Origin of the sequence: Listeria ivanovii subsp. ivanovii, from assembly GCF_900187025.1 — a bacterium.
Classification (GTDB): Bacteria; Bacillota; Bacilli; order Lactobacillales; family Listeriaceae; genus Listeria; species Listeria ivanovii.
The window spans coordinates 739,262-750,818 of record NZ_LT906478.1 but is presented as its reverse complement, the minus strand read 5'-3'; the positions used below and the strand labels follow the sequence as shown (position 1 = coordinate 750,818).

Annotated in this window: 15 protein-coding genes; 7 read left to right on the top strand and 8 right to left on the bottom strand. The window is 36.1% G+C overall.

Annotated features, from left to right (window positions below):
* The first annotated feature begins 146 nt into the window (after positions 1-146).
* The 5 genes from CKV67_RS03670 (at position 147) to CKV67_RS03650 (ending at position 3,530) form a co-directional block, all read left to right on the top strand.
* Complete coding sequence (locus CKV67_RS03670) at positions 147-581, top strand: mannose/fructose/sorbose PTS transporter subunit IIA (protein WP_014092217.1); 435 nt, start codon at positions 147-149, stop codon at positions 579-581.
* The gene (locus tag CKV67_RS03665; RefSeq protein ID WP_003718938.1) at positions 581-1,066 is read left to right on the top strand and encodes a mannose/fructose/sorbose PTS transporter subunit IIB; all 486 of its coding nucleotides are present in this window, start codon (positions 581-583) and stop codon (positions 1,064-1,066) included. The genes CKV67_RS03670 and CKV67_RS03665 overlap by 1 nt, the downstream gene beginning before the upstream one ends.
* A 166-nt stretch (positions 1,067-1,232) precedes the next feature.
* Positions 1,233-2,045, top strand: coding sequence for a PTS mannose/fructose/sorbose transporter subunit IIC (locus tag CKV67_RS03660; RefSeq protein WP_014092216.1), 813 nt, complete (start codon positions 1,233-1,235; stop codon positions 2,043-2,045).
* An 18-nt stretch (positions 2,046-2,063) separates the two neighbouring features.
* The gene (locus CKV67_RS03655) at positions 2,064-2,942 is read left to right on the top strand and encodes a PTS mannose transporter subunit IID (RefSeq protein ID WP_012985120.1); all 879 of its coding nucleotides are present in this window, start codon (positions 2,064-2,066) and stop codon (positions 2,940-2,942) included.
* A gap of 120 nt (positions 2,943-3,062) precedes the next feature.
* Positions 3,063-3,530 carry an Lmo0779 family protein gene (locus CKV67_RS03650; protein ID WP_014092215.1) on the top strand — a complete coding sequence of 156 codons (468 nt, stop codon included), beginning with the start codon at positions 3,063-3,065 and terminating at the stop codon, positions 3,528-3,530.
* Between the two features lie 277 nt (positions 3,531-3,807).
* Here the strand turns inward: CKV67_RS03650 and CKV67_RS03645 are convergent, their stop codons facing one another.
* The 4 genes from CKV67_RS03645 to CKV67_RS03630 all read right to left on the bottom strand — a co-directional run bounded on the left by CKV67_RS03645 (position 3,808) and on the right by CKV67_RS03630 (position 6,447).
* The gene (locus tag CKV67_RS03645) at positions 3,808-4,479 is read right to left on the bottom strand and encodes a hypothetical protein (protein ID WP_014092214.1); all 672 of its coding nucleotides are present in this window, start codon (positions 4,477-4,479) and stop codon (positions 3,808-3,810) included.
* Positions 4,480-4,594: 115 nt separating this feature from the next.
* A complete protein-coding gene (locus CKV67_RS03640; RefSeq protein WP_014092213.1) occupies positions 4,595-5,176 on the bottom strand; it encodes a VanZ family protein in 582 nt (193 codons plus the stop codon).
* Positions 5,177-5,194: 18 nt separating this feature from the next.
* Entirely contained in the window at positions 5,195-5,626 is a 432-nt protein-coding gene (locus CKV67_RS03635) for a hypothetical protein (protein ID WP_014092212.1), read from the bottom strand.
* Positions 5,627-6,063: 437 nt separating this feature from the next.
* Positions 6,064-6,447 carry a hypothetical protein gene (locus CKV67_RS03630; RefSeq protein WP_014092211.1) on the bottom strand — a complete coding sequence of 128 codons (384 nt, stop codon included), beginning with the start codon at positions 6,445-6,447 and terminating at the stop codon, positions 6,064-6,066.
* 156 nt (positions 6,448-6,603) lie between these two features.
* Here CKV67_RS03630 and CKV67_RS03625 point away from each other — a divergent pair, with 156 nt between their 5' ends.
* Positions 6,604-7,467 (top strand): ROK family protein, encoded by an 864-nt coding sequence (locus CKV67_RS03625; RefSeq protein WP_014092210.1) that lies wholly within the window; start codon positions 6,604-6,606, stop codon positions 7,465-7,467.
* A gap of 38 nt (positions 7,468-7,505) precedes the next feature.
* Here the strand turns inward: CKV67_RS03625 and CKV67_RS03620 are convergent, their stop codons facing one another.
* Both CKV67_RS03620 and CKV67_RS03615 read right to left on the bottom strand, forming a co-directional pair.
* Positions 7,506-7,838 carry a hypothetical protein gene (locus CKV67_RS03620; RefSeq protein ID WP_014092209.1) on the bottom strand — a complete coding sequence of 111 codons (333 nt, stop codon included), beginning with the start codon at positions 7,836-7,838 and terminating at the stop codon, positions 7,506-7,508.
* Positions 7,839-7,865: 27 nt separating this feature from the next.
* The gene (locus CKV67_RS03615; protein WP_014092208.1) at positions 7,866-8,795 is read right to left on the bottom strand and encodes a diacylglycerol/lipid kinase family protein; all 930 of its coding nucleotides are present in this window, start codon (positions 8,793-8,795) and stop codon (positions 7,866-7,868) included.
* A 162-nt stretch (positions 8,796-8,957) separates the two neighbouring features.
* On the opposite strand from CKV67_RS03615, the gene CKV67_RS03610 reads away from it, so the two are divergent.
* Positions 8,958-9,947, top strand: coding sequence for an acrylyl-CoA reductase family protein (locus CKV67_RS03610; protein ID WP_014092207.1), 990 nt, complete (start codon positions 8,958-8,960; stop codon positions 9,945-9,947).
* Positions 9,948-9,993: 46 nt separating this feature from the next.
* Here CKV67_RS03610 and CKV67_RS03605 read toward each other — a convergent pair whose 3' ends face one another.
* Together CKV67_RS03605 and CKV67_RS03600 are read right to left on the bottom strand one after the other, a co-directional pair.
* Positions 9,994-10,644, bottom strand: a complete 651-nt coding sequence (locus CKV67_RS03605) for a GntR family transcriptional regulator (RefSeq protein WP_014092206.1) — start codon at positions 10,642-10,644, stop codon at positions 9,994-9,996.
* A 21-nt stretch (positions 10,645-10,665) separates the two neighbouring features.
* The gene (locus CKV67_RS03600) at positions 10,666-11,418 is read right to left on the bottom strand and encodes a hypothetical protein (RefSeq protein WP_014092205.1); all 753 of its coding nucleotides are present in this window, start codon (positions 11,416-11,418) and stop codon (positions 10,666-10,668) included.
* Positions 11,419-11,557 lie beyond the last annotated feature (139 nt).

Genomic DNA, 11,557 nt, shown 5'->3' with positions numbered 1-11,557 from the left:
ACCTCAGCCAACTACTACTTAATGCTTAGAAAAGCCTTAGAACACTTCTATTTACAAAGGAGGTCGTTTAATACAGAAAAGTTGGCATGGTTATTGCGTTAGTATTAATGGAGGATTCATATCCCCGCTTTAAGGAGGAGATACTTATGCCAGTTGGAATTGTTATTGGCACACATGGTGAATCTGCACGTGAACTCTTGAAATCGGCCGAAATGATTATCGGTAAACAGGACAATGTCGAATTTATTACTTTTGTTCCTGGAGAAAACACGGATACGCTAATTACCAAATTTAATGAAAAACTAGAAAAAATGGATACTTCTGAAGGCGTTATTTTTATGGTTGATCTATTTGGTGGCAGTCCTTATAATGCTTCAAGCCAAATTGCACTACCAAAAGAAAATATGGATGTTGTCACTGGTGTCAATATTCCGATGTTACTTGAAGTGCTATCAATGCGCACCGCAAGTAATCAAAAAGATTTAGTAGAAACTGCTCTTAAAGCAGGAATTGGTGGCGTTAAGTCACTAAAAAAATCATTACCAAAAATGGAAAAACAAGTCGGGGAGGACGATTTATAATGGAAATTCGCTTAGCACGTATTGACGACCGTTTAATTCACGGTCAAGTAGCAACAGTTTGGACAAAGGAAACACAAGTAGAACGTATCATCGTTATTAGTGATGATGTAGCAAAAGATGAAGTTCGTAAAACACTTCTTACGCAAGTAGCCCCTCCTGGAGTAAAAGCAAGCGTTGTAGACGTACAAAAAGGGATTCGCGTATACAACAATCCAAAATATGCAACTACTCCTGTAATGTTACTATTCACCAACCCAACAGACGTATTAACTTTAGTGGAAGCTGGAGTCAATATTACAACCGTCAACATTGGTGGTATGGCTTTCCGTGAAGGCAAACACATGATTACCAATGCTGTTTCCATTGATGAAAAAGATGAAGCAGCTTTCCGTAAATTAGATGAAAAAGGCATCGAACTAGAAATCCGCAAAGTCGCTTCTGATAACAAAGTAAAATTAATTCCACTACTAGATAAAGAAAAATAATACCTCTATCACACATCTTTTAAAAATTTCAGGAATGCAAGTGTTTATAAGGAATGCCTTAAAGGGGTGATTCATGAATAAAAGCTCATGCATTAAACACCTCGGTTAGTCAGTCAGCGTATTGAAATTATTTTATTATTTTAAAGAAACATTGGGAGGGAAAAATATGACTGCAATACAATTAATCCTTGTATTCCTCGTATCATGTATTAGTGGTATGGGCAGTATTTTGGATGAGTGGCAAACACATCGTCCATTAATTGCCTGTACGCTAATTGGTCTAGTTCTTGGGGATATTACGACCGGTATTATCATTGGGGGAACACTTGAAATGATCGCGCTTGGATGGATGAACATCGGGGCTGCGGTTGCACCAGATGCAGCACTTGCATCTATTATCTCAACTATCTTAGTTATTACAGGGGGCCAAGATATCAGCGTAGGTATTTCACTAGCAATTCCTTTAGCTGCACTTGGACAAGTACTTACTATCCTTGTTCGTACAATTACAGTTGCTTTCCAACATATGGCTGATAAAGCTGGTAAGGAAGGTAATCTCAGAAGTCTCGACTGGATACATGTTTCAGCACTCTTACTTCAAGCAATGCGTATCGCAATTCCAGCAATGATTGTTGCCGTGACAGTTGGTACAGATGCCGTAGAAAATCTGTTAAATGCTATTCCGGACGTTATCGTTAACGGTCTAAACGTAGCCGGTGGATTTATCGTTGTCGTTGGTTATGCCATGGTTATTAACATGATGTCAGCTAAATATTTAATGCCTTTCTTCTTCTTAGGTTTTGTTGTCGCGGCATTTACAGCTTTCAACTTAGTAGCGCTAGGTGTTCTAGGTCTAGTTGCAGCAATTATTTATATCCAACTTAACCCTAAATATCAATTGAAAGATGCTATCCAACAATATGGTGGAGGCGGCGGCGGACGTCAAGCAGACGATCTCGACGACGACCTTGATGACTAAGGAAGGGGGAGAAAAAATATGAGTGAACAAATTATAGTTAATGAAAAGAAAATAACGAAACGTGATTTAATGGGAGTATTCGTTCGTTCCAACCTCTTCCAAGGGTCGTGGAACTTTGAGCGGATGCAGTCTTTAGGATTCTGTTTCTCCGTGATTCCAGTCATTAAACGTCTTTATCCGGAAAAAGGACCAGAAAGAGAGCAAGCAATCAAACGTCACTTAGAATTCTTTAATACCCATCCTTATATGGCCGCACCAATCTTAGGTGTAACCACTGCAATGGAAGAACAAAAAGCAAACGGCGCTGATATTGATGACGGTGCTATCAATGGTATCAAAGTTGGCTTAATGGGACCACTTGCTGGTGTTGGGGATCCAATTTTCTGGGGAACTGTTCGTCCCGTACTAGCCGCTTTAGGTGCTGGTTTCGCAACGGATGGTAGCATTATCGGACCCATCCTATTCTTCGTATTATTCAATGCGATTCGTTTAGGATTCCGTTATTGGGGTGTATTTTACGGCTATACAAAAGGTACTGATGTTGTATCTGATATGTCTGGCGGTTTACTCCAAAAACTAACGGAAGGTGCTTCTATTTTAGGACTATTCGTTATGGGTGCGCTCGTAAATAAATGGACTACGATTTACGTGCCGCTAGTAGCTTATACTACTACAGACTCTAAAACTGGTAAAGAAGTTCCAACAACCGTTCAAAGTATTTTGGACCAATTAATGCCAGGTCTTCTTGCCCTACTTCTAACATTCGCATGTATGTGGATTCTGAAGAAAAAAGTCAATGCCCTTTGGTTGATTCTAGGACTATTCGTCGTTGGTATTCTTGGTTACTGGTCAGGAATTTTAGGTCTTCCACCAGCTGGCTATTCACCACTAGGTTAACTAATATAAATTCATTAAAAGACGGAGAATCGGAATCAAGTCCGGTTCTCCCTTTTGTTTGGGTAATTATGTTACAATATGATTAAATGAAATTAATGATAGATTGTGAGTGATAAAAAAATGGTTTGGGATGCTACGAATATCTTTTTGTTTGTTGCCAACATACTGACACTACTATACATCTTGTATAATGATGCAGTAATTCCACTATGGAAAGGCAAATCTGTTTTAACTGTCAAATTACGTTCTCGAGGTCGTTGGGACGGCTATATTTTCGTCGGAATTATCGCGCTATTATTTGTTTCCAATGCGTTTTTCCGGGAAGGCCCATTCTCCACTTCGGTATTACTAGCAATTATGGGTGTACTTTTCATCTACATCTGCTTTTTCCGTAGTTCAAGAGCAGTCTTTAAAGAAACCGGTATTTTTTACGCCTTATTATTCTTCCCTTATGATAAAATTGAACGAATGAATTTATCGGAAGACGGTATCCTCGTGATTGAAACAAATCGTCAACGGTTAATGTTGTTTGCTAGGTCTGAGAAGGATTTGGAGAAAATGCTTGCTGTGTTTGCTACATATAGTTAAAAACAACGCTATGTCTCATTTCCTATTTTTGAGAATGGAGACATAGCGTTTTTTGTTTATTAATTAATTTCTTTTTTTGCATTTCGGTACCTTAAAATTTGGAATCCTATCCCCATAAATGCTATAAACCCTAAGACTAGTATGAGCTTTATATCTGTTGCTAAATATATACAAATACATGCAATAACTTCAAGAACATAAACTCCTATAAGCCATTTTCACTTTTTTCATTATTTTCATTATTTTCTTCCTCCTATAATGGAGAATTCTCCAACTATTACTCCTTCAAAACCTCTTTGTAGAGTTCTTGATAAGTATCTTTCATATCCTCCGTTTCTTCCAAACTCTCCCCGCCTTCTAGAAATAATTCATCTTGTTCTACCTTTTCGACAGGATACTTACTTAAAAGAGCATTAGTTAAAACATAATTATCTCCAGATGTGCTCTTTCTGAGGAAAAGAGTATATTCTTCGCCCTCTTGCATGTTTTTATACCCGTCAATAGTTAAATCAAATTTTTCACCGTCTACTTCTACATTCTCTACACTGTCTTCTAACACTTTTATTTTATTATTTTCTTTCAAAACTCCTGATTCATCTTTTTGAATATTATTTATCGTTACTTCACTCATTGTATAAAAATCTGTCGGTATATCACTATCTTTAGATTCTCTAGTAATAGACGTTTTTTCAGATCCCTTGGTGACAGTAACTATAACCGGTGAACTGTCATCAAGTTCTTTTATATTATCAGCTAATTGAAGGTATTTCCCATGATACGAAACAACACCACTTTTTGGTTTTACTTGTTCTATTTCATTCTTTTCCAAAGACTTTTCTTTGGTGTTTTTATCATTCGAACATGCGGTTAAAATTATACCAACACACAAGCATAGTACAATTAACGCCACTGCAGAAATAGCTATTCTTAATCTACTTTTTGCTATCATGTTGTTAGCCCCTTTTTGTGCTTTTTTGTGAAAAAAGTGTGGTTATTTATTAATAAATTAAGACATCACAATATGTTCCATGTAAGTAATTTCATTATTGCTAGATTTAATTATTCTATTTAGCCTTCACTCCGCATTTATCAATATATAATCCCATTTTCCTTAAAAGTGGCCGAAGTAAAATAAAGACAAGATACCCAAATATTCCCCCGCTAAAATTTAGTATTATATCATCAATATCAACAAATTTAAATGGAGATTGATATATGATATCTTGCAATAATTGTGTAAGTTCGATACCTACCGTAGCGAACAAGCTAATTAGAAAAACATGTTTCCAAGTCATTTTTTGATAGCACAAAGGTAAAATCATTCCTAATGGGACAAATATGATAAAATTTGCAATCACTTGAAAAATATCACTATCTGTACTATAAATAAACATCTCACTAATTGTTTTGAATGGTATTAGATTCATATAAGGGCCAGTTATATATTTTTTTGTATCTTCTATTAAAAATGGTTGTACCATAATAGGAAAAATAGTATATTTTATTACTCCACAACAATAGATGTATAAACATGTTTTAAAAATAATAATCTCAAATTTTTCTTTCTTTTTTAACCATCTTAATAAGAAAAAAATAATATACACAATAAGTGCTACCATCATTACTAATATCGAAAATGTCAACATATACTTTCTTCCAATCTATTAATTACTAACTTTCCCTTCAATCTTAACTGTGTATCGATCCATTGCTTTTTCAGCCACTAAGTAATAATCACTAGATTTTTTATCTGCTTTTGTAGGAAATTCTTTTGTTTTATTTTTATAATAGTAATTTGCCCCACTTGAAACAGATACTCTACCATAATACTGATCCACTCCTATTCTACTTTTGTATAAAGCAATACTCGAGCTCGGTTTGCTTTTTCCAAATCCCTTTGCCGATACATTCAATTTTACTGTTCCCTTATTTAGTGAATGGAATTTATTATTTGCTTTTCCGCTCACGTATCTTCGCTCCATTGTAATTTTCACTTCATTACTTGCAGCATATGCTGTAATCAAAGGAGTTGAAATTATACTTACTCCTACAATTAAAGCCATCGTACCTTTGACAAATGTCATTTTTTTGTTCATCTTGTTGCCTCCTAGTTTTTGTTGGTTATTACCCATTTATACTAACATCAATACTTTATGTATAACCAAAAATGTAATGAAATGTCCGATTCTTGTCATGAACGACTTGAAAAAGGCTTGTTTATAATAATTACTACACAAATTGTGTATAGATGTAGTTTTGCGAGTGTGAAAAAGCCACAATTCGAGTCATTATTCACAAATTATTCAACCCAAAATAAAATCGTCGCAAAACGTTCAATTATTAATGTTTCCCATGTATTTTTAATAGTAATTTTAAACTTATTCTTAAAATAATTAACATTTTTAAATTGCGCAAAATGAATAATCATGTATATTTATTAATCTTAAGTACAAATTCAAGTATTTCCCACAAAAAATAAAACTCATTCTCTAACAAAGCGTTAAAGAACAAGTTTCATTTCTCTCTATTAAAACTATATACCAACATTACTCAATTTAATCTCCGAAACCACAAATTCAACAAATCGGCCATGAAGCATTTCGATTTCTTCACTGAATTTGGTGTCAAAACAAATTATACTTTCTTCCAAACGAAGCACAGCAAAGCCATCTTCCTCGTAGTCTTCTAACTTCCCTACTACGTGTACTAAGCCTTCTTCATTTATTTCTAACACACAATGCTTTTCTTCACTTTCATGCAAAAGTTCTGCACTAATCATCTCAGGTATCGTAACTTCTACCGTGTAAACCCTACTTGGTTCTGGGTCTTCATCGGCCCAAATCCCAACGCATTCACCGTATTCACTACTAAAAGCGATTCTGCCGTCAGTTAATTTTCCTTGAACCTTTATCTCCACTAACCGTTTCCTCCTGCGCTTCAAATTCTTGCTTTATTATAGCACAAAACTAGAAAGTCACGGTAATTTTTAGCTAAGTAATTTCACTTTTTATTTGTTATTTGGCTGATTTAAAAGTATTATAAGTATAGACTTTTTAATAAAGGAGAACAGACTATGACTATTCTTGCATTTGATATGGGCGGTACCGCGGTGAAGTATGGCGTTTTAACAAAACAAGGCGAGTTACTTGAGAAAGGAAAATTTGCAACACCTGACAAATTGGATGAACTGATTCGTTTGCTTGTTGAGGTGAAGGTGAACTATGATCATTCTTTTGAAGGAGTAGCGTTTAGTTGTCCTGGTGCGGTAAATAATGAAACCGGAATCATTGGGGGAGCTAGCGCGATTTCTTATATTCATCATTTTCCGTTCAGGCAACTTTTAGAAGAAAAGTTAGCGCTACCTGTCACCATGGAAAATGATGCTAATTGTGCGGCACTAGCAGAAGTTTGGCTTGGAGCCGCGAAGGATAAGCAAGATATTATTTTTATGATTCTTGGTACTGGCGTTGGCGGAGCAGTGATTCGTGGTGGAAAAGTTCATCATGGAGCAAATTTACACGGCGGGGAATTCGGTTATATGCTAGTGAACCAAAAAGGAAACACACTGAGCGACCTTGGAACTGTTGTTAACGCAGCAAAACGAATTAGTGAGCGGCTCGAACTTCCTGAAAAAATAGATGGAGTTCGCGCTTTTGAACTACGAGAAGAAGGAAGTGCAGTAGCGAAAGAAGAGCTTCAGACGATGTTCTACTATTTAGCGCGTAGTATTTTTAATTTACAATATGCACTTGATCCCGAACTCGTGGTTATTGGTGGGGCTGTAAGTGAACGAAATGACTTTATTGAGGAACTAAATACGTACGTGGATGAAGTGAAAGCAAGTGTCCCTATTGCAAAAGTTCGCCCCACAGTAGTTGGTTGCGAATTTGGTAATGACGCTAATCTTATCGGAGCAACAGCCTTTCACTTAGCATAATAAAAGGAAGCTGGACACTTTTTTGCGCCAGCTTCCTTTTATGTTAATTTTTCTATTTCTCCGCGACTTTCTAAGACATTCGCGACTGCTTCAAGCCATTTTTTCTGTTTATTAACAACAAATTGATACTTTACACCAGAAATCATCTCAATTTCTAAAAGATTGGACAATAGTTCTTTTCCGAGGATTTTGGTACGTCTCCCGCGAATCTGCCTCACTCTGTCTAACGGAATATTAATTTCTTCATCAAAATAATCGTTTGGCTTGTGTACGATATAAGTTTTTGTTAAATATAGTTTCCCTGGGACTGCCTTAAAACCATTTTTCGCATTGGCAAGACCTTTATGAATGACCTCTAGTTCTTCTTCCATAAGGCTTTCATCTCCTTGTTTTCTATATTACCTCTTTAATACAAATGGGCCAAAACGTATTGTACTGTTTTCTTTTGGTGCAAGAATATTAAGATGGCTTCCAAGTACTTCAATTTCTGCTGGAACGCCTGGACCAGGGTCTCCATCCACATTTATACTCAAGTCTTCCCCACTTGCATCAATTTTTAATTTTTTAGTTTTAATGTAAACAACACCATCACTGTTTTTCAAATTACCACGGATTAATTGTGGAATTAAATTAGCAGCATCCAGTAGTCCAAGTTTGGTCAAAATAACAACATGTAAATAGCCGTCATCAATTTTTGCATCTGGTGCCCATGACTCTATTCCTCCGACCGATTTAGTTAATCCTGCGACGACAAGCGCGGCCTCGCCTTCCCAAATTTCATCGTCATATTCTAATTTAAAATGAAGTAGCTCATTGCGGTTAAATGCTTTTAATCCTTCTAAAAAGTAGGCAACCGAACCGAATTTAGTTTTTTGCTCAACACTGACTTGATCAACCGCCTGCGCAATCATTCCAATCGCCAACACGTTCATAAAATACAGCTCACCGATTCGTCCGATATCCATTGGAACTGCTACCGAGGTTTCCAAAGATTGAATTGCTTTTTCAGGCTTCAGTGGTATTCCCACGGAGCGAGCTAAGTCATTCACAGTACCAAGCGGAATAAATCCAAAATCCGGACGGTTTTCATGGATAGCCAGACCGTTGATTGTTTCATTTAATGTGCCATCTCCGCCCATTGCAATTACTGCTTCAAAACCTTGTTTAGCGGCCCAAGAGGCAAAGTCAGTTGCATCCCCTGCTTTTTCTGTCAATCGAACTTCTACTTCATCATAGCGATTTTTTAGTGCTACTTCAGCTTTCTCTTGATATAATTTTCCTTTCTCCTTGCCTGATGATGGATTTACAATCAATAATACCTTCCCCATCGCAATCATCCTCCCCTGCTAAAAAATTGCCTACCATATAGCTTCTTCATTACTATAGTTTACCTTGAAAGATAGATTTGTACCAGTCACAGCCTTGAAAAAAACAGAAAAAAGTCGTAAAGTGAAGAAGAACACAAAATAGAGTTGTGGAGGAATAGATAGATGAAATCATTTCAAGCACTTTTTATTGAAAAAGAATCAGAAACGACCTCACTTCAGTTTAGAGAAATCAGCTTAGATACTTTACCCGAAAATGAAGTAACCATTGAAGTGCATTATTCTGGTATTAATTATAAAGATGGTTTAGCAGTACTTCCGGATGGAAAAATTGTTAGTGAGTATCCATTTGTTCCCGGAATTGATGCTAGCGGAATAGTCGTAGAAACAAAGACGAAGCGTTTCCAAGTTGGTGATGAAGTAATTGTAACTAGCTATGATTTTGGTGTTAGTTACTTTGGTGGCTATAGCGAGTATATTCGCGTCCCTGCTGAATGGGTCGTACCATTACCAGCTGGTTTGTCCCTCAAAGAAGCAATGATACTTGGTACAGCAGGCTTCACAGCAGCGCTCTCTGTGGATGCACTTGAATTTAGTGGCGTAACACCTGATGCTGGAAAAATTGCTGTAAGTGGTGGGACTGGCGGAGTAGGAAGTCTGAGTTCCGCTATTCTTTCTAAACGAAACTACCAGGTTGTAGCCTCCTCAAGTAAAGCAGATGCGAAAGAATTTTTACAAAAGTTTGGTGTTTCTGAAGTTGTTTCTAGAGAAGCATTTCAACCAGAGAAAATTCGTGCGTTAGATAAACAACTATTTGCTGGTGCTATTGATTGTGTTGGTGGAAAACCGCTTGCTTATTTATTAACAGCTGTTCAATACGGCGGTGCGGTAACGACTTGTGGAATGTCTGCTGGTGGAAAATTAGATACAACGGTCTTTCCGTTTATCTTGCGAGGCATTCAGCTTTTTGGTATAGATTCGGTGCTTTGTCCGATGCCAAAACGCGAACGAATTTGGAGGCGACTTGCAACTGACTTCCAATTAGCTAATTTGGAAGAGTTGGCAACAGAAATTCCGTTTTCTGAATTACCAAATGCGCTTCATCAAGTAATGAATGGCGGGATTACAGGAAGATACTTAGTAAAAATCAAATAAAAAAATGAGCAGTACCTTCTTGTAAAAAGAGAGTGCTGCTCATTTTTTATCGATACGCCACTAAAACATGCGCATCAATCATATCGTCAATAATCTTTAAACATCTGTCATAATCATGCACATCAAGCGCATCAATGAAATTTTGGATATTATCAATGGTTTTTACAGAAGCATTTTGAGCGATTTTGATAACTTCCTCGTCACCAAACTCTTTAATATTACTGAAAAAATCCTCACTTATTTTTAAATAGTAATTATTTTTCAAGTAGGTAAGTAAATCTTGTACAAACCATTTTTCATAATCAAAATATACTGCTGGATCGCTTTGTTCTTCTTGACATTTTATTTCTGCTAATTTACTAGTTGCTTTTAACTTGTTAAAACTGATTTTCTTTGTGCGGATTTTATGGATGGCTTGCTTTAAAAACAAACCTAGAATTTCTGTCATTTCAAAATAGCGTTCCTTATTGATAATACTATCCTTAACAAAGGCTCCCCGAAAATCATTATACTCGACATACCCATCCGCTGCGAGCATACCGATAGCTTTACGAATCGGTGTACGACTAATATCTAATTGTTTAGAAAGTGTATTCTCAATTAACCGATCACCTGGCTTTAGTTCCCCGTTACGAATCTTCTTTTTGATTTCCCGATAACAAACACTTTCTCTCGTCTCTTTGCGTTTGGTTGTCATGATGATGCCTCCTAAATATGTCTACAAAAAAGATCTAGATGTAATAATCTCTTTCAAAAAATCGTTTTCACTCACTTTCTTTTCCATCGCCAAAAATGGGTGATAACTGGTATTTTCACTGACTAGCATAGCTGTTTGAATAGCAATAATTTCTTTTGTTAGCTCGTGCTCTTTTCTTTTATTTATTTCTGATTTCGAACGAACTACTCGCATCATAAAAGTTCCAGCCGCATAAAGAATAATCGCGAATACAATGATTAGCACTGCAGCAATGAGTCGTTCTACCACATTATCTACTAAAAATAGAAATGATCCACCCAAAATGGCAAGAAAAGTTGCGACAAAAACGCCTACTACTGAATTAAGTGGTTTATCATTTTTCTTTTCTTCTGCCATTTCCGAATGAATAAAGCGAAGTAGTTTTTCCAAGTCATCTCTTGTACTAAAGCCACTTTTTTCTAAATAAGCAAATAATAGATAACGTCGCATCATGGTTAATTCCGAGAAATTTCTTAATTGATAACGCACACGAATAAATTTCTTCGCGCGTGTATAAATCAAGATATAGTAAAAGAGCGGAATACATAATAAACTTAATAAAATTGCTGGAATAAAAAAACGAGAATCCATCAGCTCGATAACAACAATGTCACCAACGATTAAAAGTAATACTAGCAAAAAAAATGTTCTCCAAAATCCCTTCATAAAGCTATGTATTAAATTCCAGTTTCCTAATTTTTTAAAATAAAAATCATTTAATTTTTTGATCGCCATTTCTACACCTTTTCCTTTTTTCCTAGCCTTAAGTTTAACATGAGTCATCTATTTATTAAAGTTTGTACAAGAATTTTTCGTTTTTTTAGTGTTAAAAACAGCTATTTCTTGGCTAGAAAAAAGAGAACTTATTAAATGA